This window comes from uncultured Oxalicibacterium sp. (genome assembly GCF_913776015.1).
Lineage (GTDB): Bacteria > Pseudomonadota > Gammaproteobacteria > Burkholderiales > Burkholderiaceae_D > Oxalicibacterium.
The window spans coordinates 19,203-41,548 of record NZ_CAJYMD010000066.1 but is presented as its reverse complement, the minus strand read 5'-3'; the positions used below and the strand labels follow the sequence as shown (position 1 = coordinate 41,548).

Below are 22,346 nucleotides of genomic sequence, written 5' to 3'. Positions count from 1 at the left end.
GAATTACTACCTCAACCGCATGGAGAGCTGTATGAAGCGTTCGTTGTTACTCTGTCTGCTGATGGCGGGTTTCGGTCTGTCGAATGCCGCGCTGGCGGATGCCAATCTGGCGCGCTCCAAAAACTGCATGGCTTGTCACGCAGTTGGCAACAAGGTGCTTGGTCCATCCTTCAAGGACATTGCCGCCAAGTACAAGGGGCAGAAGGGTGTCGAAGACAAGCTTGCACAAAAGATCACTAAAGGTGGTAGCGGGGCATGGGGGGCCGTGCCGATGCCTGCCAATACGCAAGTCAGCGATGCCGAAGCCAAGCAACTCGTGCAGTGGATCATGACGCTGAACTGATCAACTGAATTTTTCCTGAAAAGCGCCTTGAAGAGGCGCTTTTTTTTCGTCATCGTTTTTTCGCGCACCGCTCGCATCTCGGACGAAATGATCAGCGTTGTCTATATGGCATCACCCCACTTCAGTGCGGCGAGCTGTGCATTCTTGCGCCTGGCTTACAGCCGTAGTCCATTTAAAAGCATGGCTGCACCATCAACATGCCATTCCAGTAAATATCCATAAATTCCGATTGGTATGGTTTTTGCTGAACATAATTCAAGCTACTTGAATAAAAAATTGTGCGTTTTTCCCATTCAAGTGGCCGTAAGTCATCACGAACGGTTCATTTACACGGAGGTTGAAGTGGGTAAAGCCAATGAAGTATTCAAGAAAGTAGTGCTGTCCGCGGCGGTCAGCCTGAGCGTGCTAGCCATGCCTGCATTTGCGAAAGAAGTGGTCAAGATTGCCTTTGTCGGACCGCTGACGGGTGGGACTTCATCCATCGGCCTGGGCGGACGCAACTCGGCTGATCTGGCAGTGCGTTTGCGTAATGCCGATCCCAAAGCGAAATACACCTACCAATTGGTGACGCAGGATGATGAATGCCGTCCCAATGTGGGTGTGCAGGTGGCAACCAAGCTGGCATCGGACAAAAGTATTGTCGCCGGCGTCACGCATTTCTGTTCGGCCGTGGCAATGGGCACTGCACCTGTGTTTGCGCGTTTCGGCATGCCTGTCATCGTGTGGGGTGCCGTTCTGCCGGAAATTACCTACGGCAATGACTTCAAGGAAGTCCACCGCGTGAATGGGACGATGATCAACCAGAGTGAAGTCGCTGCCAAATTCATGATTTCGCAGGGCTACAAGAAATGGGCGATCATCCATGACACCACCGACTATGGCAAAGGCCATAACAAATACTTCTCCGAATATCTGAAGAAAGATGGTGGCCAAATCCTCGGCACCTTTGGTGTGACTGCTGATCAGCAGGACTTCACGACCGAACTGACCAAGATCCGCGAACTGAAGCCCGATGTCATCTACTTTGGCGGCCTGACACCGCTGGGCGTGCGTATCCGTACACAGATGGAAAAGCTCGGCATCAAGGCACAGTTTGAAGGCACCTCAGGTATCAAATCCGACGCGTATATCCAAGGCGTAGGCGAAAAACTGGCCGAGGGTTCCCTGTCCTTCCTCGAAGGTGCGCCGTGGGAAAAACTGCCCGGCGGTTTGGCATTCACCGGTCAGTATCGTCTGCAGAAGTACAGCGAACCACCAGAAGCCTATGGTCCATTCGCATATGCCGCTGCCAACCTGATCATGGATGCAGTCGAGAAGGTCGGCCCGGATCGCAAGAAAGTGCGTGACGTGCTGAATCAGACCAAAAACGTGGAGACCCTGATCGGCAAGGTCACCTTCGATGATCATCGTCAAAACATCGTACCGCTCGTCACCAAGTATGTCGTCGAAGATGGCAAGTGGGTGATCTGGGAAGACAGCAGCTACGCAGCGGGCAAACGCAAGTTGGCAGGTCAATAAGAACGTGTAGTCAAGATGATCGCAGATCGCTTGCAGAAGCGATCTGCGATCGGACTGGCGTGGAGAAAACCATGAGTTTGATCGGTCAATATGTATTCAACGGATTGATGCTGGGCGTTATCTACGCCATGGTCGCCGTTGGTTTTACCTTGTTTTTTGGCGTGCTGGACGTCATCAAGTTTTCGCATGGCGATACCTTGATGGTGGGCGCGTTCGCCGGCCTGACAGCCTCTGTCGGCATGATGGCGCTGGATATCAGTTCGCCATGGTTGCGACTGGCGGCAGTGGTGATTACCGCGATTGCGGTGACGGGTTTGCTCGGTGCACTGATTGCCAAATTTCTGATTCTGCCTCTGCACAAGGCGCCGCCGCTCAATACGCTGCTGGCGACCTTGATGCTGGGCACCGTAATGCGCGAAGCCGTGCGTCTGTTCTATCCGGATGGTTCGAACTCGCAACCATTCCCATCACTCTTGCCCACTGGCTCGGTCGAACTGGGTGACCTGAGCTTGCGTGCGGATAACGTGATTCTGCTGTTGAGCGGCATTGCGATCATCGCCGGTGTGCATTTCCTGATTACCAAAACACGTCTCGGTATGGCGATCCGGGCAGTGGCACAGGATGGCGAGACCGCGCGTCTGATGGGCATCAACTTTGAAGCGGTCGTGCTGCTGACCTTTGGTATCGGCTCCGCCATGGCGGCACTGGCCGGCGTGATGAATGGTCTGTACTACAACGAGATCAACTTCAACGTAGGCCTGTTGCTCGGTGTGATCGGTTTTGCGGCTGCGATTCTCGGTGGCCTGGGCAATATCTACGGCGCAATCATCGGCGGCTTCCTGTTCGCTGGTCTGCAAGTGCTAGGTAGTGCGACGCTCCCTGCGCTGATTCCGAATATACCAAGTGCCTACAAGGACGTCTTCGCCTTTGCCGTCGTCATCATGCTGATGGCATGGAAACCGACTGGCCTCATCGCCGAAAAGTCAAGTGAACGGGTCTGACATGAACGCCAAGACATCTCTCAAAAAGCCGGCGACCGTGGTGTTGTTTGTCACGTCCGTCGTGATCACGATCTACATGTGGTTGTTCCTGCATGCCGAATCACAATTGGCCGTGGCAGGTCTGATCGCGGGGGCATTGGTCGCCACGATCGCCGGCAAGAAGCTCGGCACCATGCAACATATCGAACAGGCTGCAGCCAGTCGTCCTGGTCTGGCACGTCTGTGGGCCATCGGTGGTGTACTGGCATTGACGGCTGCGTTCTATGACAGTCATTTCATCCTGTTGATGATGGGTGGCGTGTTGCTGTATGCGACGGCGTGCATGGGCTTGACCTTGCAGTTTGGCTTCTCTGGCGTGGCCAACTTTGCCGGTGCTGCCTTCTTCGGTATCGGTAGCTACACCGCAGCCGTTCTCGCCACACATACCGGCTTGCCGCAACTGGTGAACATCGCCTTGTCTGGTCTGGTCGCTGCAATTCTCGGTTCGGTATTGATTCTGCCGGTGCTGCGTACCCGTGGCCACTATGCGGCATTGGTGACGATTGCGTTCGGCATTCTTTTCAAGACCTTTATCGAAGTGAATGATGTGCTTGGTGGGCCGCAAGGTCTGCAGGTACCGAGCATGGAAATATTCGGCTATCAGTTCAACGACGGCTTCACGCTGTTCGGGCTGGATGTGTCGTTCTATGTGTCGTATGTGCTGCTGAGTCTGGTGATCTGCTCCGTGACCTTTGTATTGCTTCGTGCATTGGAGCGTTCATGGGTTGGTTTGAGCATGGATGTCGTGCGTACCGATGAAACAGCCGCATCGACCTTCGGTTTGCATATCAAGCGCTGGAAGATCATCGCCTTCACCATGGGCAATCTGTTTGCCGGTATCGCCGGTAGTGTGTACGGCATGATGGCGGGCTTCATTGCGCCGAACAACTTCACGTTCTCGGATTCGCTGTTGCTGCTGTCGATCACGATTCTCGGCGGTCTGGGTAATCCGATCGGTTTGATTCCTGCTGCGTTGATCGTGATGATCCTGCCGGAGAAATTCCAGTTCATTCAGGAATACCGTGTGCTGTTGTACGCGGCCTTGGTGATCGCGATTCTGCTGTTCCGTCCGGAAGGTCTGCTGCCGCGCAAGACGCGCCTGTTCTTTAGCAAGGGAGCCGCGTAATGACTAATCAAAGCATGACGACTCAACTCATGAGTGCTGATGCAATGCCATCAGCAGAATCCAAAGCGTCGGCCGCTGTGCAGTCTCACCGTGCTGTATCGCAGAAAGATAAATTGGTTGCCGTCAGCGGCTTGACCATGCGTTTTGGTGGTTTGACCGCTCTCGACAAACTCGATCTGCATATCAATCGCGGTGAAGTGCTGGGTTTGCTGGGACCGAATGGTTCCGGCAAGACGACGTTCTTCAACGTGCTGACCGGTTTGTACAAGGCCAGTGAAGGTTCGATCATTTATGCCGGTGGCGAAGTGGTCGGGCAGACACCACAGGATATCTATCGTCGCGGTGTCGCACGCACCTTCCAGCGTTCGCGTTTGTCGCTCCCGCTGACGGTGTTCGACAACATCGTGATTGGTGACTATCAGCACATGCAGCATGGTCTGTTCTTCAACCTGTTCCGCCGCAAGGCATTTCATGCCGAATATGACGCGTATGTCGCCAAGGTCGAAGCGCTGTTGAACATCTTCAGCCCACCGCTTGTATCGCGCATGTTCGAACCGGTCGAGACTTTCACGATGATTGATCGTCGTCGTATCGAAGTGTGCCGTGCCTTGCTGAGCCGTCCGAAGCTGTTGCTGCTGGACGAACCATCGGCTGGCATGACGCATGACGAAACGGAAGCACTGATGGATGACATTCTGCAAGTGCGCGGCAAGCTCGACGATCTGACGATTGTCCTGATCGAGCATGAAATGAATGTGATCGAACGCATCACGGATCGCTGCATTGTTTTCAATTACGGCAAGAAGATTGCCGAAGGCACGTATGCCGAAATCACGGCCGATCCGAATGTACAAACCGCCTATTTGGGAGAAGCTGAATGAGCAAGCTGATCGTCAAAGGCCTCACGACCGGCTACGACAAAGTCAATGTATTGCACGACGTTTCGATCGAGGTCGAGCCTGGCAAGATCACCTGCATCCTTGGTGCAAACGGCGCTGGCAAGAGCACCTTGATTCGCTCGATTCTTGGTCTGACGCCACCACGCCAGGGCGAGATCATGTGGGATGGTCGCAATCTGGCCGGCAGGCAAACGCACTCGATCATCGCTGGCGGCATCTCATGTATTCCCGAAGGTCGCAAGGTGTTCCCGCGCATGAGCGTTGCGGAGAATCTGGCACTCGGTGCTTTCCTGGGAAAAGACAGTGCGCTGGTGCGTGATCGTCTGGCGAAAGTGTATGAAATCTTTCCGCGGCTGAAGGAACGTTCGACGCAGCTGGCCGGCACCATGTCCGGCGGCGAGCAGGCAATGGTATCGATCGGTCGCGGCCTGATGGCCGAACCCAAGTTGCTGGTCATCGACGAACCATCGCTCGGCTTGTCGCCCCTCTATGTGAAGGAAAACTTCAACGTCATCGGTCGTATCAACGAGATCGGCATCACGGTCTTGTTGGTCGAACAGAACGCACGGCAGACACTGGCGATTTCGCACTACGGTTACGTGTTGTCGCAAGGTCGAGTGGTGGCGCAAGGTACTGCTCAGGAACTGGCCAGCAATGATGATGTGCGTTCGGCCTACTTTGGTTAAGCGGAGAATGGTTTGAAAGATTACGCATCTATCTCATTGCAGCAACTGGCAGAACGCATCGCCAGTCGTGACGTGACAGTCGAGGCCGTGGCACATGCCGCGATCGATCGCATCAATACGCTCGAACCGGAAGTGCGTGCCTGGCAGTACTTCGATCCTGCGCAGGTGCTCGAACAGGCGCGCCGTCTGGATGCACAGCCTTCAACAGGTTTGCTGCATGGCTTGCCGGTTGGCGTGAAGGATCTGATGGACACGGCTGACATGCCGACGACCTACGGATCGCCGATTTATCACGATCATCATCCAACTGTGGATGCGGCCTGTGTCGGCATGACGCGCAATGCCGGCGCGCTACTGGTTGGCAAGACAGTGACGACCGAATTTGCCACTTTTCATGCTGGCCCCACCCGTAATCCGCGTGCTGCCGAACCATATACGCCGGGCGGCTCGTCGAGCGGTTCGGCGGCAGCCGTTGCCTGCGGCATGGTTCCGGTTGCATTTGGTACGCAGACGGCAGGTTCCATCGTCCGTCCAGCGGCATTCTGCGGTGTGGTTGGTTACAAGCCGACCTACGGTACCTTGCCATTGGCTGGTATCAAATCGCTCGCGATCAGCCTGGATACGGTGGGCGTGTTGACGCGCACTGTGGCCGATGCCGCGTTCTTTGTCGGTGCGCTGGCACAACTGCCGTTGTCTTCTTCTCTGGCGACGAGCAATCCAAAGGGGTTGCGCGTCGGCATCGTGCGTACACCGCATTGGGATCGAGCGAGCGCCAGCACGCGTGCGGCAATGGCACACGCTGCGCAGTTGCTGGAATCGTCGGGCGCCATTCTGCGCGACGTGACCTTGCCAGCACCGTGCGACGTGTTGAATGCCGCGCAAATCACCATCATGGCGTATGAAGCTGCTGCCGCATTTGCACCAGAACGTGCTTCACAGGCTGATGGCTTTAGCCCATCGTTTGCGAGTCTGCTGGAAGAGGGCTGTCGCATCGGTGGTCAACGCTATTTCGATGCGCAAGCATTGGCAGCAACCGCACGTGCCAAGCTGGTCACCATTTTCGAATCGGTCGATCTGTTACTGGCGCCAAGTACGGAAGGTGAAGCGCCAGCAGGTTTGGCTGCGACGGGTGACCCGGTCTTTAATCGCATGTGGACCTTGCTCGGCAACCCTTGTGTGCACGTGCCGCTCGGCGGTGGTGAGCATGGTTTGCCGATCGGCGTCACGCTGATCGGTGCGCGTTGGGCTGATGATCGCGTGCTGGCTGCGGCATCCGAGCTTGAGCGTGCTTTTGCCGCCGCGGATTAATACAAAGAAATCACGATTTAGGAAAGAATTTCCATGAATGCCTCGAACACGACAGACAGCGCTGCCGAACGCGCCCAGGATTTTGTCAACAATGCGCGTCTGCAATCATCGATCGCTGCGCTTGCCGCATTTGGTGGCCGCGACGATGGGGGCGTGTCGCGTGAAACACTGACGCCGATCGATCTGGCGGCACGCCGACATCTGATCGATTACGCACGCAGTTTGGGATGCGAGGTCATGATCGACGATTGCGCCAATCTGTTTTTCCGCCGCTCGGGAAAGACGGAGCAGTCACCAGTACTCACTGGCAGTCATGCCGATACGCAACCAATCGGCGGCAAGCTGGATGGTGCGTATGGCGTACTGGCTGGACTGGAAGTGATCGCAGCCCTGAACGATGCCGGTATCAGTACGATACGCCCGATCGAAGTCGTGGCGTGGACCAATGAAGAAGGCAGTCGTTTCGGCCCCGGCACCATGGGCTCGAGCGCGTTTGTTACGCCATCTTTGCTGACGTCGTATCGTCAGTCGGTGGACAAGGATGGCATCGTGATGGGCGATGCACTTGATGCGGCATTGAAGGAAGTGCCGGACGTTCCGCGTCGTGCGATGGCTGAACCAATGGATGCGTATGTCGAACTGCATATCGAGCAAGGGCCGGTGCTGGAACGCGCCAATGCTGCGCTGGGTGTCGTCACCGGCATTCAGAGCGTGCTCTGGTATCGTGTGGTTTGTACTGGCATGGCCGCGCATGCTGGCACCACGCCGATGAATGAGCGTAGCGATGCGATGGCAGCAGCGGTCGCAATTGCGTCGCAACTTTATGCACGTGCGGAGCAGGAAGCTGCCAGCAATATGCGACTGACGCTGGGACGTTGGCATGTCAGCCCGAATTCGATCAACACGATTCCTGGTGAAGTGGAATTCACCATTGATGTGCGTTGTGTGGATGCCTCTGTGCTGGTACGTTTCGAACGATTTCTGCAGGATCTGACAACTCAGCATGCATGGCGCGGTCGCATTGTGTTCGAAACGCTCTTCCGACGCGAGCCGACGATTTTTCCGCAAGACATGCGGGATCTGATCGACATTGCTTGCACACGAGCCACGCAGGCAGCGCAACGCGGTTTGCCGCAACATCTCACGTCCGGTGCATTTCACGATGCCATGTATCTGGCTGATCATTGTCCGACCGGCATGATTTTCGTGCCAAGCAAGGACGGCATCAGTCACAATGCTGCCGAGGAAACGGCACCAGCCGATTTGACGCTCGGTGTACAGGCACTGGCTTACACGATCGTGGAACTGGCCAACCGATAGCATCCGATGGTCGGTATTGCGATTGAAGGATAAGGCGAATGAAGAAGAAAAACGATGTGCTGACTGACGAATCTGTCGATAAAAAGGCCGGGCCTTCAGGCTTGGGCGTGCGCCTGCGTTATGCCCGCGTGATTGCCGGGTTGACGCTGTTGCAGGTTGCCCAGAAAGCGGAATGTTCAGAAAGCCTGATTTCCAAGATCGAGCGAGGGTCGGCCACACCTTCGCTCGCCATGCTGCATCGGTTGGCGACTGCGCTCGATACGAATATCTCCACTCTGATGTCGGATCAAGTGCCACCGGCCGGGCCGGTTCTGCGACAGGGAGAGCGTCCAATCATTAAAACGGGTGACATTTCCCTGGAGCGACTGGTGTTGCCGACACGAGGCGGTTTGCTTCAGGCGAATATCCATATCGTGTCGCCTGGCGGCGCTAGCGATGGCCAGATCGAGCATGTTGGCGAGGAAGTCGGATATGTACTGGCGGGGAAATTGGAACTGCGGCTTGGCGAGGAAAGTTATCTGATCGGTCCTGGTGATACGTTCACTTTCCAGAGCAGTACGCCGCATGGCTACCGTAATGTCGGCAAGGTTGAGGCAAGGATCCTGTGGGTCAACTCGCCAGCGACGTTTTAAGGCTGACGATCGTCATGCCTAGCATGCTGCATGAAAAAGCGCCTTGAAGAAGGCGCTTTTTTGTGTCGGCCACCGCTGTCTTATTTCACGACGGTGAGCAATTCGCGCTTGCCATAGCGGTAGGTATAGAGCGTCAGCATGCCGTCCTTGATATCGCCATTGGCATCGAAGGCGATGTTGCCGGTCACGCCCTGATAATTGCTCTTCGCGACTTCCGGCAAATATTTTGCCGGATCGACCGAATTGGCACGCTTCATTGCATCGACGACCGTAAAGGTGGCGTCATATGCATAGGCTGCCGTGTAGACCACATCGACACCGAAGCGCTTCTTGTACTTGGCGCGGAAATCATCGACTGCCTTGCGACGATCTTCGGCGACGCCGCCTGCTTCGGCGCAGACGATCTGGTCGTTACCGAGCGCGGTGCCAGCAAGGCCGGGCAGGGCGCCGGTGCAAATGCCGTCACCGCCCATGAACTTGGCTGTGATGCCCAACTGACGCATCTGGCGCAGCATCGGTCCGCCGACCGCATCCATGCCGCCGAAGAAGATGATATCGGGTTTCTTGGCCTTGATGGCCGTCAGGATGGCATTGAAGTCGGTGGCCTTGTTATTGGTGTATTGCGTAGCGACGATGTTTCCGCCAGCAGCCTTCACGCTCTTGGCGAACTGGTCGGCCACGCCCTGGCCGTAGGCGGTGCGGTCATCGATGATGGCGAAAGTCTTGCCACCCATCCTCTTGACGGCATAGCTGCCGAGCGTTCCGCCGAGTTTGGCATCGTTGGCTACCATGCGGAAGGTGGTCTTGAATTTTTGCTCGGTGTATTTGGGGTTGGTGGCCGATGGCGACAGTTGCGGAATGCCGGCATTGGCATAGATGCGCGAGGCAGGAATCGTCGTGCCGGAATTCAGATGGCCGATGACGGCAGCCACGCGTGCATCGACCAGCTTGGTGGCGGCATTCGTGGCCTGGCGCGGATCGGCAGCGTCGTCTTCCGCCAGCAGTTGCAGCTTGATCTTCTTGCCATCGATGGTGATGCCTTTGGCGTTGATATCCTCCACGGCGAGGCGCGTGCCGTTTTCGTTATCCTTGCCGAGATGGGCGTCGGAACCGGTGGTCGGTGCCACGCTGCCGATGCGCACGATCTGCTCCTGCGCGGCAGCACTGCCGGCAAGCATGAGGGCGAGGGCACCGACCAGAGGAATCATCTTGGACTGCATGGTTTTTTCTCCTGAGGATTGTCAAAAATACGGGTTGCTGCAACACTGGCACAATCTTGCGGCAAAGCCTTGTTTTACCGCATGCCATCATTCACGTCACTGACGGACCTTACAACATTCAAAAAGCGACGCAAAGCATTTTGCCGCTTATTTTGCACACTTCCGCACGAGATACCCATGCCCACACGCCATATTCTCGACAAGGTCGATCGACGGTTGCTGAATCTATTGCAGAAGAACAATCAGATTTCCACACGTGAACTTGCCGACGCCGTGCATATTTCGCAGCCAACCTGTCTGCGACGGATTCGCGACATGCGTGACGCCGGCATCATCAGTGCGGATGTTGCGATGATCGATCCGTTCGCCCTCGGTTACGGCATGCTGGCATTTCTCGAAGTGTCGATTGACAAGCAGGGAGATGAGTACATGCAGGAATTCGAGGCGCGCATGGCACGCGAGTCGGAGGTCATGCAATGCTATTTCGTCTCAGGCGATTACGATTACTTTCTGGTGGTGCATGTGGTCGATATGGATGCGTATTATCAGTTCGTGCGACGGGTGATTTCGGGATCGGGCAATGTGCGGCATTTTCAGTCGCGTTTTCCGATGAAACGGGCGAAGTTCGATACGCGTATCGCATTCGATGAGAAAGCCGCTGAAATCGAGGTACGTATTGGCAAGTGATGGCGTGTTAGCTACTTGCAATCGGTGCTGCGAAGCTCGCTCGTGATAGGCATTGATTGAACGGCAGCAGACCGCGGGTATGTTTCGCTGAATTTGTGCGTGGAAGAATGAAAACGGATGCCTGTTGGCATCCGTTTTTATTTTGCATCAATGCTGTTTCAGCTTGTGGCCGAACAGATTTGCGGTACGCTTCGTGCCGGGCGATGCGGCATGCCGGTGAAGCGGAAATCGAGATCCGGTTCGCGACCGGACACGATATCGGCAATCGCGCGGCCAGAGCCGCAACCCATCGTCCAGCCCAGCGTGCCGTGGCCGGTGTTGAGGAACAGGTTGCCGAATTTCGTCTTGCCAATGTAGGGTACGTTGGATGGCGTCAACGGACGCAAACCGGTCCAATACGCTACATCGTTATAGTCGCAGGCGTTGGGGAACAATTCCTGCACGCGGCGTGTGATCGCTTCGCAACGTGTCGTGTTCAGTTCGCGTGTGTAGCCGTTCAACTCGCAGGTACCAGCCACCCGCAGGCGGTCACCCAGGCGCGAGACCACCAGTTTGTAGCCGTCGTCGGTAAGCGACACGGTGGGTGCGGCATCGCTATCGGTAATTTGGTATGTCGCCGAATACCCTTTGCCCGGATAGATCAGCAGATCGATGCCCAACGGCTTGAGCAGAGGTTGCGAAAAACTGCCGGCGGCAACCACGAAGGCATCGGCATGCAGCGTCCGATGGTGCCCATGCTGATCGATGATTTCCACGCCGGTGACCTTAGCATGGGCGCCACTGTTTTCTGTGATCAGACGTGTAATAGTGGTGTTGAATTGAAAGTCGACGCCGGCTTGTGCTGCTTTGTCGGCCAGCCCGGCGGTGAATTTGTAGACATCGCCTGATTCGTCCGATGCCGTGAAATCGCCACCGACAATCTTGTGGCGCATGCCGGCCAATGCCGGTTCAATACGTACGACTTCATCGGCGCTGATCGAATCGCGCTGGCAACCGAGTTCGCACATCAGACGCGCCGCCGCCAGAGAGTCGTCGAATTCCTTTTGATCGGTGTAGAAATGCAGGATGCCTTGCGTCAGGTGATCGTAGTCGATGCCGGTTTCAGCGCGCACTTGCTGCAAGGTCTGACGGCTGTATTCGGCGATCGACACGATCTGGCGGATATTGTCGGCCGTACGTGCCGGCGTGCATTCGCGCAGGAAGTGCAGGCCCCATTTCCATTGCAGCCATTCGGGACGGAAGCGATACAGCAAGGGCGCATCCTCCTTGCCCAGCCATTTGAGAATCTTGCCCGGTGCCGACGGATTGGCCCAGGGTTCGGCATGCGAGACGGAAATCTGGCAGCCGTTGGCAAAACTGGTTTCTTGTGCTGCGCCGGCCTGACGTTCGAGTACGGTGACCTCGTGGCCGGATTTGTTCAGGAACCATGCGGACGTCGTACCGATGATGCCCGCTCCCAAAACGATGACTTTCATGCCTTTTCTCCCAATATTTGCTCATGCAACATGGGAAATATTGTAAAAATTAATGGTTTTTTTGAGTAATCAATCAATCGCCATAATTTTTTTAAAAATTATTTCATCTTCTTGTTTTTATTTTTAAAAGAAAGAATTTTTAGAAATTTTTATTTTTTGAAAAGTCCAGCTTCCGAATTTCCTCGGCAACCGAATCACGCACGAGTTGCTCCACGCTCAATTGCAGATTGGTGCGAATGGTATCCATCGCTTCGTCCAGGCTGGCGCTGATGCTTTCGCGAATCTGTTCTTCAAGCAAGGGATCCAGCCGTTCCAGAATCGTGTGCAGCGTGCGTTCGCTGATCTTTTGTTCGAGCCGCGTCCATTCTTCGTCGAGCCAATTGTCGATAGGCGCATGCTCGCGCATCGGCCGTGTCGTGCTCGATGATGGGACGACGGTTGCACTCGGTGGTGCGAACGGTGCTGAAGTGGCGGGGGATGCGGCAACGCGCGGCGGCAGGGCGGAGGAAACGGGCAGTTCCGGAATGTCGTCCGGCAAGGCGGTGTGCGCACGCGCGGGAATGATCTCGGTCAGCATCGGAATGCCGGCATCTGGCTTGGAGGTGCTCATGCGTTGTCTGCCACGAAATGCGTCAGCGGATAGCCGCGCTGTTTGTAATAGGCGTAGCGCTCGCGGCCGGCCTGCTTGTCGCCATCCTCGGCGGAAATGACTTCAAACATGCGTTCGAAGCGCGCAAAGTGAGTAGGCGCGGCATCTGACAGATTGATCAGAATGTCGTGGTGCGGTGCTTCCAGCGCTGGATCTGCGCTGAGCAGAATCGGCGTGCGTTCGGCCAGCGCGTCGTTGATGGCGACGTGCGGCAGGAAATCGAGTTCCGAGAAAGTCCACAATTGCTCGTCGAGTTGCGCCATTTGCGTACGATCCTGCACGAGGATCACGATGCGATGATCGGCATTACACGCCTTGCGTGCCAGACGGCAGGCGTAGGCAATCTTGTTGGGGACGTTGCTATGGAAGTCGATACGCGTCATGAATCAGGCTGGCGGGGGCTGGGATAGTTCGATTATACGGAAATGCCCACCGCCTTCGATGCCTGCGTGATACTTCGAAGCAAATTGCCTAGAAACGAAAATTCGGTGGCGCTTTGCCAGCAGCGGGAGGCGTTTCTGTTGATCGTTCCGTACTTGATTCTGCTGCCGGCTTTGCAGCATCGGGTGCAGCTGCCTTGGCAGGCATCGGTGCTGCGGGTTGCGGTGGCGGGTTGCGGTACGTGCGCGGCAATTGACTGTTGACCGGATAGCCGGCAGCAGTCAGGGTCTTGTTCCAGGCATCTTGCTCGAAACCGGTTTCCTTCAGATTACCGGCCACGAGCAACGGCAATTGCGTATTGCCCGCAATCTGTTTGAGGCGGGCGACATCTTCGTTGGTTTGTACGGTTTTTTCGGTGTAGGGCACGCCACGCGTGGAAAGGGCGGTGCGGGCCATATCGCAGCCGCTGCATTCGCGTGATGTGTAGAGCGTCACCGGATGCTTGCGTACGGCTTCGGCCAGTTCGAATGGTAGTTGGGTGCTGGCTGAGGTGGCGGGAAGGTTCTTTTCTTCCACTTTGCCGGTCTTGGCTGGTGGAGTGTCACCGTAGGTGACTTTGCCGTCGGGGCCGACGGACTTGTACATCTGGGCATGCGCACTTGCGGACAACAGCAGGGACAACAACAGCAACGAGGATCTCTGATGCATTCCAGTCTCCTTTGTCGGCGTGAACCGATTGATGTTGAATTAATGTCAATTTTGTCTCAACCGGTCCAGTATGCGCGCCACCGCCTGCCGAAGCAAGCAGCGGCGCACAGAATTACGCCGCCATGCCGCTGTGGCGCAACAGGGCATCAATCGACGGTTCGCGGCCTCGGAACGCCTTGAACGAGTCGATTGCCGGACGCGAGCCACCCATGGCGAGAATTTCCTGCAGGAAGCGCGCACCGGTCCTGGCCGACAGCACATTGCCTTCGGCCTTACCGGCTTCTTCAAATGCGCCATAGGCATCGGCCGACAGCACTTCCGCCCATTTGTAGCTGTAGTAGCCAGCGGCGTAACCGCCTGCGAAGATGTGCGAGAACGAATGCTGGAAGCGGTTGAAGGCTGGCGGCTGCATGACCAGAATCTGCTTACGTACGCCGTTCAATACATCCTGCACGCTCTGGTCGCCGCTCGGGTTGTAGTCGTAATGGATGTGCATGTCGAACAGGGCAAATTCGACCTGACGCAAGGTCTGCAGTCCCGACTGGAAATTCTTCGCCGCGATCATCTTGTCGTACAGCGCACGTGGCAGCGGTTCGCCAGTGTCGGCGTGGGCCGTCATGCTTTGCACGACATCCCATTCCCAGCAGAAGTTTTCCAGGAATTGCGACGGCAGTTCGACGGCATCCCATTCCACGCCCGAAATACCCGACACACCCAATTCATCGACTTGCGTGAGCATGTGATGCAGGCCGTGGCCGAATTCGTGGAACAGGGTAATGACTTCGTCGTGCGTGAAATACGCCGGTTTGGCCTTGCCATCGATCACCATTGGTTCGGTGAAGTTGCAAGTCAGGTAAGCGACCGGGGTTTGGACACCGGCGCTGTCGTTGGTCGTTTCAAGGCGACGACGACCGCGTGCATCATCCATCCATGCACCGCCGCGCTTGCCGCTGCGTGCATACAGATCGAGATAGAACTGGCCGATCAGCTTGCCGTCTTTTTCAATACGGAAGAATTTGACATCCGGATGCCAGACTGCGGCCGAGTCGGATTTGATGCCGACCGAGAACAGCGTTTCGATGGTGCGGAACAAGCCATTGATGACCTTGTTTTCAGGGAAGTACTGTTTGACTTCCTGTTCGGAAAACGCATAACGCTGTTCTCGCAGTTTTTCCGATGCATAGGTGACATCCCATGCCTGCAGATCGTCGATGCCGAGTTCTTTCTTGGCGAAATCGCGCAACTCGTTCAAATCCTTTTCGGCGTACGGGCGTGCGCGCTTGCCGAGGTCTTCGAGGAAGGCAATGACTTCATCCGGCGTCTGCGCCATCTTGGGCACGAGCGAGACTTCGGCGTAATTCCTGTAGCTCAGCAGCTTGGCTTCCTGATCGCGCAGCTTGAGAATCTCGACGATGTTCTGCGTGTTGTCCCATTCCGGGTGATCGGTCAGTTCGGACGCCTTGGTCGCGTTGGCGCGATAGATAGTTTCGCGTAGCGAACGGCTGTCTGCATATTGCAGCACAGGGAAATACGAAGGGAAGTGCAGTGTGAACTTCCAGCCGGGTTTGCCGGCCTTTTCGGCAGCGGCGCGTGCAGCCTGTTTGGTGTCGTCCGGCAAACCGGCCAGTTCCGCCTCGTCTTCGATGAACAAAGCGTAGTCGTTGGTGGCGTCGAGAATGTTTTCCGAGAACTTTGTCGTCAGTTGTGCGAGTTTTTCCTGAATCTCGGCAAAGACGGGTTTTTGCTCGTCCGAGAGTTCGGCACCGCCAAGACGGAAATCGCGCACGGCGTTTTCGATGATCTTCTTGCGCGCAGCCGAGTAGCCGGCATAGTCAGGGCTCGATTGCAGCGCCTTGTATTTGGTGAACATCGTCAGGTTTTGCGACAGTTCGGTCCAGAACTCGGTCAGCTTGGGCTGATTGTCGTTGTAGGCGGCGCGCAGCTCGGGCGTATCGACCACCGCATTCAGATGGCCCACGATGCCCCAGGCACGACCGAGTTTCTCGGTCACGTTTTCCAGCGGTTCGACAAAGTTTTCCCACGTGACGGGCGCAGTCGAGGATTCGAGTTCCTTGACCACGTTGCGACATTCATCGAGCAAGCCATCGATGGCCGGGCCGATGTATTCGGGCTTGATCGCGTCGAAGCGTGGCAGGTCGGAAAAGTCGAGCAGGGGATTCAGGGCAATATTCATTGGTTGTCTCTTTCCGCCGCTTCGATCGTGTTGACGAGCAGCATGGTAATGGTCATGGGGCCGACGCCGCCTGGTACCGGCGTGATATGTCCTGCAACTTCCTTGATGGCGTGAAAATCCACGTCGCCACACAACTTGCCGTCGTCGTCGCGGTTGATACCGACGTCGATGACGATGGCACCCGGCTTGACCATGTCGACCGTCAGCGTGTTGCGACGACCGGTGGCAGCCACCACCACGTCAGCCTGACGCGTGTGATAACCGAGATCCGAGGTGCCGCTATGACAGATGGTGACGGTCGCGTTGGCTTGCAAGAGCAGCAGCGCCATCGGTTTGCCGACCGTGTTGCTACGGCCGATCACGACGGCGTGCTTGCCCTTGAGGCTGGTGCCCGTGCTTTCGATCAGTTTCATGCAGCCATAGGGCGTGCAGGGACGGAAGCCGTCGAGGCCGGTCAGCAATTCGCCGGCGCTGAGCACCGAGTAACCGTCTACATCCTTGCGTGGCGAGATGGCTTCAATCACCTTGGTCGGGTCAATATGCTTGGGCAACGGCATCTGCACCAGAATGCCGTGAATTTTCGGATCGGCGTTCAATTCGGCGATACGCGCCAGCAAGGCGGCTTCGCTGAGGTCCGCATCGTATTTTTCCAGCAGCGAATAGAGGCCGTTGTCTTCGCAGGCCTTGACCTTGTTGCGCACGTAAACCTGCGAGGCCGGGTCTTCGCCGACCAGAATCACGGCCAAACCGGGTTGTTTGCCTTTTGCCGTCAGGGCAGCGGCGCGTTGCGCGATATCGGCGCGCAGTTGTTTGGAAAGCTGATTGCCATCAATGATTTGTGCGGTCATGAATGAAAAGATAGAGGTTGGATGAACGGAAAGCGGAAACTGATTATATAGGTGCACCTGATTCCCACGTCACGGTTGCAGAATTTGCATGGTGACGAAGGCGGACAAGCATGTGCCGAAGCGCTAATCGATTGACCTATGGATAGGCGTTTCCAAGCCTGATTGCTTGGCTTGTTTATAGAGAGGTTGCCAGTGATCCGATTCTTTCTGATCCATATTTGAATAGAACGAAAATGGTCTGCAGAAACATCAAATTTCACATTGTGGAAAATCATATCGCAATTTGGAAATTGTAAAAACTGCTGTTAAACTCCGAGCCGTTCGCATGACAATGCACCCAGCAGATTTTCAAAATCGTCCGCCCGCTTTTACAAAAAGCGGCATCAGATAAATCAGGAGACACATCTATGTCAGCCCAGCTCGACCAGGTACTCGCGCAAGCCGCCAACGATCCAGACGTCATGGAAACGCAGGAATGGCTTGACGCCCTCGAAGCCGTCATTGAAAACGAGGGCCCCGAACGCGCCCATTACCTCGTCGAGCGCATGATCGATCTGGCGCGCCGCCGCGGCTCGCACATTCCTTTCTCGCCGACCACGGCCTACGTCAACACGATTCCGGCTGACCTTGGCGAAAACTCGCCGGGCAACCTCGAATACGAAGAACGTCTGCGCTCGTGGATGCGCTGGAACGCCATGGCGATGGTCGTCAAGGCCAACCGCGCTGACGGCGATCTGGGTGGCCATATCTCCAGCTTTGCCTCGCTGGCCAACATGCTGGGCACAGGTTTCAACCATTTCTGGCACGCCCCGACCGAAGATCACGGTGGCGATCTGATTTATATCCAGGGCCACTCGTCGCCCGGCGTGTACGCGCGTGCCTTCCTCGAAGGTCGCCTGAGCGAAGAACAATTGATCAACTTCCGTCGTGAAGTCGATGGCAAAGGCTTGTCGTCGTATCCGCATCCGAAGCTAATGCCTGACTTCTGGCAGTTCCCGACCGTCTCGATGGGCCTGGGCCCGTTGATGGCGATCTATCAGGCACGTTTCCTTAAGTATCTGCAGGCACGTGAAGTTGCCAAGACCGACAACCGCAAGGTCTGGGTCTTCTGCGGCGATGGCGAGATGGACGAAGTTGAATCGATGGGCGCAATCGGCGTGGCCGGTCGCGAGCAGCTCGACAACCTCGTGATGGTCGTCAACTGTAACCTGCAGCGTCTGGACGGCCCGGTGCGCGGCAACGGCAAGATCATTCAGGAACTCGAAGGCGAATTCCGCGGCGCAGGCTGGAATGTGGTTAAGGTCATCTGGGGTTCCAATTGGGATCCGTTGCTGGCGAAAGACAAAGAAGGCATTCTGCAGCGCGTGATGATGGAAACGCTGGATGGCGAATACCAGAACTACAAAGCCAAAGATGGTGCGTATGTTCGTAAGCATTTCTTCGGCAAGCATCCAAAGCTGCTGGAAATGGTCTCGCGCATGTCCGACGACGACCTCTGGCATCTGCTGCGTGGCGGTCACGATCCGCACAAGGTCTACGCCAGCTTCAAGGTTGCGCAAGAACACAAAGGTCAGCCGACCGTCCTGCTGGTCAAGACCGTCAAAGGTTACGGCATGGGCAAATCGGGCGAAGCCCGTAATACCGCGCACCAAACCAAAAAACTGGACGACGAAGCTGTGCGCGAAATGCGCGACCGCTTCGCATTGCCGATCGCTGACGATCAACTGGCTGATGTACCGTTTTATAAGCCGGCAGACGACGCACCGGAAATCAAATACCTGCACGAACGTCGCAAGGCGCTCGGTGGTTATCTGCCGCAGCGTCGCGTCAAGTCGGATGAAAAACTGGTTGTGCCTGAACTGGCAACCTTCAAGGCCGTGCTCGATGCCACCGCAGAAGGCCGCGAAATCTCGACCACGCAAGCCTATGTGCGCTTCCTGACGATCCTGTTGCGTGACGCCAGCCTCGGCAAACGCGTCGTGCCGATTCTGGTTGATGAATCGCGTACTTTCGGTATGGAAGGTCTGTTCCGTCAGATCGGTATCTACAACCATCAAGGTCAGTTGTACGAGCCGGTCGATAAAGATCAGGTCAGCTACTACCGCGAAGACAAGGCCGGTCAGATTCTGCAGGAAGGTATTAACGAAGCGGGCGCAATGGCATCGTGGATCGCGGCGGCAACGTCGTATTCGACCAATGACCGCATCATGGTGCCGTTCTACACGTTCTACTCGATGTTCGGTCTGCAACGTATCGGCGACTTGGCATGGGCAGCGGGCGACATGCGCGCCCGCGGCTTCCTGCTCGGCGGTACCGCCGGTCGTACCACGCTGAACGGCGAAGGTCTGCAGCACGAAGACGGCCACAGCCACATCATGGCGTCGACGATTCCAAACTGCGTGCCTTACGATCCGACCTTCGCCCACGAAGTTGCGGTCATCCTGCACGACGGCCTGCGCCGCATGGTGACGAACCAGGAAGACGTGTTCTACTACATCACACTGATGAACGAGAACTACGCGCAGCCTGGTCTGAAAGCCGGTCAGGAAGAAAACATCCTCAAGGGCCTGTACCTGCTGCAGGAAGGTCAGAAAAAGGCCAAGCAACGTGTACAACTGATGGGTTCGGGCACGATCCTGCGCGAAGTCATCGCGGCCGCCGATCTGCTGAATGACGATTGGGGCATCGCTGCCGATATCTGGTCGGCACCATCGTTCACGCTGCTGGCACGCGACGGTCAGGATGTCGAACGCTGGAACATGCTGAATCCAACCGCGAAGAAGCCACGCGTTGCGCATATCACGCAATCGCTGCAAGGCACGAGTGGCCCGATCGTTGTTGCCACCGACTACATGCGTACGTTTGCCGAACAGGTGCGTGCCTTCATTCCGAAGGATCGTTCGTACAAGGTCTTGGGTACCGATGGTTTCGGTCGTTCCGACAGCCGTGCGAAACTGCGTGAGTTCTTCGAGGTCAACCGTTACTTCGTGACTGTGGCTGCCTTAAAGACGCTGGCGGACGAAGGCGCGATCGAGCAATCCGTGGTCGCCGACGCGATCAAGAAGTACGGTATCGATCCGAACAAGGCCAACCCGGTCACCCAGTAATTCCGAAAACATTATCTCCTGTCATCGGCAGGCTGCCGGCTGGCAGATGCGACGCAAGTCGGCATCGCCAGCCGCCATCGCGATGAGGGATACGCAAACGAGCGGAGAAAGAATATGAGCATGGTGGAAGTCAAGGTCCCCGATATCGGCGACTTCAAGGACGTGGAAATCATCGAAGTGCTGGTCAATCCGGGCGACACGATCACGGTGGATCAGTCGCTGATCACCGTGGAATCCGATAAGGCCAGCATGGAAATTCCTTCGAGCCACGCGGGCGTGGTCAAGGAAGTCAAGGTCAAGCTCGGCGACAAGGTCAACGAAGGCTCGTTGCTGGTCACGCTGGAAGCGAGCGAGGAAGCCGCGAAGCCTGCCGAAAAAGAAGAAGCCAAACCAGCGGCCAAAGAAGAGCCGAAGGCAGAATCCAAAGCAGAAGCAGCCAAAGCGGAAGCGCCCGCTGCAACGACGGCACCTGCACCACAACCGGAAGCCAAGCCAGCGCCCGCACCTGCAGCACAAGCGCCTGCACCCGCTGCGGCACCGCAGCCAGCAGCTCAAGCTGCCGCACCCGCACAACGCGCTGACAGCAAGGCCCACGCTTCGCCATCGATCCGCAAGTTTGCACGCGAACTGGGTGTCGATCTGGGCAAGGTGACGGGTAGTGGCCCCAAAGGTCGTATCACGCAACAGGACGTGCAGTCCTTCGTCAAGTCCGCATTGCAGGCAGCGCCTGCTGCACCAGTGGCCGCACCGGCCGCCAAGGGCGATGGTGCCGGTCTGGGCCTGTTGCCTTGGCCGTCGCTGGATTTCTCGAAGTTCGGTCCGACCAAGATCGAACCGCTGTCGCGCATCAAGAAGATCAGCGGCCCGAATCTGCACCGCAACTGGGTCATGATCCCGCACGTCACGCAATACGACGAAACCGACGTGACCGAACTCGAAGCATTGCGCAAGTCGAGCAACGAAGCACTGGCGAAATCGGGCGTCAAGCTCACCCTGCTGGCTTTCGTGATCAAGGCATGCGTTGCCGCCCTCAAGAAACATCCGGAATTCAATTCCTCGCTCGATGAGAGTGGTGAGAACCTGATTCTCAAGCAGTACTACAACATCGGTTTTGCTGCCGATACGCCGCATGGCCTCGTCGTGCCGGTCGTCAAGGATGCCGACAAGAAGAGCGTGACCGAGATCGCGCGCGAAATGGGCGAACTGTCGGCGCAGGCGCGCGACGGCAAGCTCAAGGGCGCCGACATGCAAGGTGCGACCTTCACGATTTCGTCGCTCGGCGGTATCGGCGGTACCTACTTCACACCACTGATCAACGCACCGGAAGTGGCGATTGTTGGCTTGTCCAAGACGCAGATGAAACCGGTCTGGGATGGCAAGCAATTCGTTCCGCGTCTGATCATGCCATTGTCGCTGTCGTACGATCATCGCGTGATCGACGGCGCACAAGGCGCGCGTTTCGTCACGTATCTGAGCGAAGTGCTGGCCGATCTGCGCAAGTCGCTGATCTAAGGAACGGCGCATGACTACCTGCGTCGTCATCAAGAAGAACAACGAGATCGCGATTGCCAGCGATTCGCTGGTCACGTTTGGCGACACGCGGCTGTCGCATGCCTACGAAGCCAATAACAAGATGTTCCAGGTCGGTAATTCCTGGATCGCCCTGGCTGGCACCGCAGCGCATTTTCCCGTCATGCGCAAGCTGCTGACGGGGATGGCGGAAGACTGCAAGCTCAACGACCGCGATGAAGTGTTCGATACCTTTTCTAAGGTGCATCAGATTCTGAAGGAACAGTTTTTCCTCAATACCAAAGAGGAAGACGATGACCCTTACGAGTCGTCGCAGATTGCGGCACTGGTTGCGAATCCGTTCGGCATCTTCGGTGTGTATTCTTACCGCGAAGTCTTCAGTTTCGACCGTTTCTGGGGCATCGGTAGCGGTCGCAATTTTGCGCTGGGCGCGATGTACGCGGCCTACGACAAATGCCAGACGGCTTACGAAGTTGCCGAGATCGGCGTGCAGGCAGGCGCGGAGTTCGACAAGAGTTCTGCCGGGCCTTTTCGCATCGTCAGTTTTCCGATGGAAACGATCGATTTGCAGAAGTAACTTGCGGCACTTGTTTGCAACATGGATTTGCAGCGATAAACAGCCGGTTCAATATCTATACATTGTTCGCCGTGGGCGGACACATGAAAACAATACGG

The 22,346-nt window shown here is 56.4% G+C and carries 20 protein-coding genes; 13 read left to right on the top strand and 7 right to left on the bottom strand.

Features of this window, described 5'->3' with window-relative positions; translation table 11 throughout:
- The first annotated feature begins 31 nt into the window (after positions 1-31).
- The 9 genes from QZ725_RS11335 to QZ725_RS11295 all read left to right on the top strand — a co-directional run bounded on the left by QZ725_RS11335 (position 32) and on the right by QZ725_RS11295 (position 8,872).
- Positions 32-343, top strand: a complete 312-nt coding sequence (locus tag QZ725_RS11335; RefSeq protein WP_293779570.1) for a c-type cytochrome — start codon at positions 32-34, stop codon at positions 341-343.
- A 411-nt stretch (positions 344-754) separates the two neighbouring features.
- Positions 755-1,861, top strand: coding sequence for a branched-chain amino acid ABC transporter substrate-binding protein (locus QZ725_RS11330; RefSeq protein ID WP_293779681.1), 1,107 nt, complete (start codon positions 755-757; stop codon positions 1,859-1,861).
- Between the two features lie 71 nt (positions 1,862-1,932).
- Positions 1,933-2,862, top strand: a complete 930-nt coding sequence (locus QZ725_RS11325; protein WP_293779568.1) for a branched-chain amino acid ABC transporter permease — start codon at positions 1,933-1,935, stop codon at positions 2,860-2,862.
- Between the two features lies 1 nt (position 2,863).
- The gene (locus QZ725_RS11320; RefSeq protein ID WP_293779566.1) at positions 2,864-4,027 is read left to right on the top strand and encodes a branched-chain amino acid ABC transporter permease; all 1,164 of its coding nucleotides are present in this window, start codon (positions 2,864-2,866) and stop codon (positions 4,025-4,027) included.
- A 137-nt stretch (positions 4,028-4,164) separates the two neighbouring features.
- Entirely contained in the window at positions 4,165-4,908 is a 744-nt protein-coding gene (locus QZ725_RS11315) for an ATP-binding cassette domain-containing protein (protein WP_293779679.1), read from the top strand.
- A complete protein-coding gene (locus QZ725_RS11310; RefSeq protein WP_293779564.1) occupies positions 4,905-5,612 on the top strand; it encodes an ABC transporter ATP-binding protein in 708 nt (235 codons plus the stop codon). The genes QZ725_RS11315 and QZ725_RS11310 overlap by 4 nt, the downstream gene beginning before the upstream one ends.
- A 12-nt stretch (positions 5,613-5,624) precedes the next feature.
- The gene (locus QZ725_RS11305; RefSeq protein WP_293779562.1) at positions 5,625-6,920 is read left to right on the top strand and encodes an amidase; all 1,296 of its coding nucleotides are present in this window, start codon (positions 5,625-5,627) and stop codon (positions 6,918-6,920) included.
- Positions 6,921-6,953: 33 nt separating this feature from the next.
- Positions 6,954-8,240, top strand: coding sequence for a M20 family metallo-hydrolase (locus tag QZ725_RS11300; RefSeq protein ID WP_293779560.1), 1,287 nt, complete (start codon positions 6,954-6,956; stop codon positions 8,238-8,240).
- Positions 8,241-8,278: 38 nt separating this feature from the next.
- Positions 8,279-8,872, top strand: a complete 594-nt coding sequence (locus QZ725_RS11295; RefSeq protein ID WP_293779558.1) for an XRE family transcriptional regulator — start codon at positions 8,279-8,281, stop codon at positions 8,870-8,872.
- 80 nt (positions 8,873-8,952) lie between these two features.
- Here QZ725_RS11295 and QZ725_RS11290 read toward each other — a convergent pair whose 3' ends face one another.
- Positions 8,953-10,092 (bottom strand): branched-chain amino acid ABC transporter substrate-binding protein, encoded by a 1,140-nt coding sequence (locus QZ725_RS11290; RefSeq protein ID WP_293779556.1) that lies wholly within the window; start codon positions 10,090-10,092, stop codon positions 8,953-8,955.
- 177 nt (positions 10,093-10,269) lie between these two features.
- Between QZ725_RS11290 and QZ725_RS11285 the strand changes: the two genes are divergently transcribed.
- The gene (locus QZ725_RS11285; protein WP_293779554.1) at positions 10,270-10,779 is read left to right on the top strand and encodes an Lrp/AsnC family transcriptional regulator; all 510 of its coding nucleotides are present in this window, start codon (positions 10,270-10,272) and stop codon (positions 10,777-10,779) included.
- 158 nt (positions 10,780-10,937) lie between these two features.
- Here the strand turns inward: QZ725_RS11285 and QZ725_RS11280 are convergent, their stop codons facing one another.
- From QZ725_RS11280 to folD, 6 genes are all read right to left on the bottom strand, one after another.
- A complete protein-coding gene (locus tag QZ725_RS11280) occupies positions 10,938-12,254 on the bottom strand; it encodes a D-amino acid dehydrogenase (protein ID WP_293779552.1) in 1,317 nt (438 codons plus the stop codon).
- Positions 12,255-12,393: 139 nt separating this feature from the next.
- Positions 12,394-12,864, bottom strand: a complete 471-nt coding sequence (locus QZ725_RS11275; protein ID WP_293779550.1) for a hypothetical protein — start codon at positions 12,862-12,864, stop codon at positions 12,394-12,396.
- Positions 12,861-13,286 carry a DNA polymerase III subunit chi gene (locus QZ725_RS11270; RefSeq protein ID WP_293779548.1) on the bottom strand — a complete coding sequence of 142 codons (426 nt, stop codon included), beginning with the start codon at positions 13,284-13,286 and terminating at the stop codon, positions 12,861-12,863. Before QZ725_RS11270 ends, QZ725_RS11275 begins: the two co-directional genes overlap by 4 nt.
- Before the next feature lie 88 nt (positions 13,287-13,374).
- On the bottom strand, positions 13,375-13,992 hold the full coding sequence (locus QZ725_RS11265) for a glutaredoxin family protein (protein ID WP_293779546.1): 618 nt from the start codon (positions 13,990-13,992) through the stop codon (positions 13,375-13,377).
- 112 nt (positions 13,993-14,104) lie between these two features.
- Complete coding sequence (locus tag QZ725_RS11260) at positions 14,105-16,186, bottom strand: M3 family metallopeptidase (RefSeq protein WP_293779544.1); 2,082 nt, start codon at positions 16,184-16,186, stop codon at positions 14,105-14,107.
- Complete coding sequence (folD, locus tag QZ725_RS11255; protein WP_293779542.1) at positions 16,183-17,034, bottom strand: bifunctional methylenetetrahydrofolate dehydrogenase/methenyltetrahydrofolate cyclohydrolase FolD; 852 nt, start codon at positions 17,032-17,034, stop codon at positions 16,183-16,185. The genes QZ725_RS11260 and folD overlap by 4 nt, the downstream gene beginning before the upstream one ends.
- Before the next feature lie 407 nt (positions 17,035-17,441).
- On the opposite strand from folD, the gene aceE reads away from it, so the two are divergent.
- The 3 genes from aceE to QZ725_RS11240 all read left to right on the top strand — a co-directional run bounded on the left by aceE (position 17,442) and on the right by QZ725_RS11240 (position 22,248).
- Positions 17,442-20,141: a pyruvate dehydrogenase (acetyl-transferring), homodimeric type gene (aceE, locus tag QZ725_RS11250; protein WP_293779540.1), complete on the top strand. Its 2,700-nt coding sequence runs from the start codon at positions 17,442-17,444 to the stop codon at positions 20,139-20,141.
- A gap of 114 nt (positions 20,142-20,255) precedes the next feature.
- Positions 20,256-21,653, top strand: a complete 1,398-nt coding sequence (locus QZ725_RS11245; RefSeq protein WP_293779538.1) for a dihydrolipoyllysine-residue acetyltransferase — start codon at positions 20,256-20,258, stop codon at positions 21,651-21,653.
- Between the two features lie 10 nt (positions 21,654-21,663).
- On the top strand, positions 21,664-22,248 hold the full coding sequence (locus QZ725_RS11240; protein WP_293779536.1) for an MFS transporter: 585 nt from the start codon (positions 21,664-21,666) through the stop codon (positions 22,246-22,248).
- The last annotated feature ends 98 nt before the right edge of the window (positions 22,249-22,346 follow it).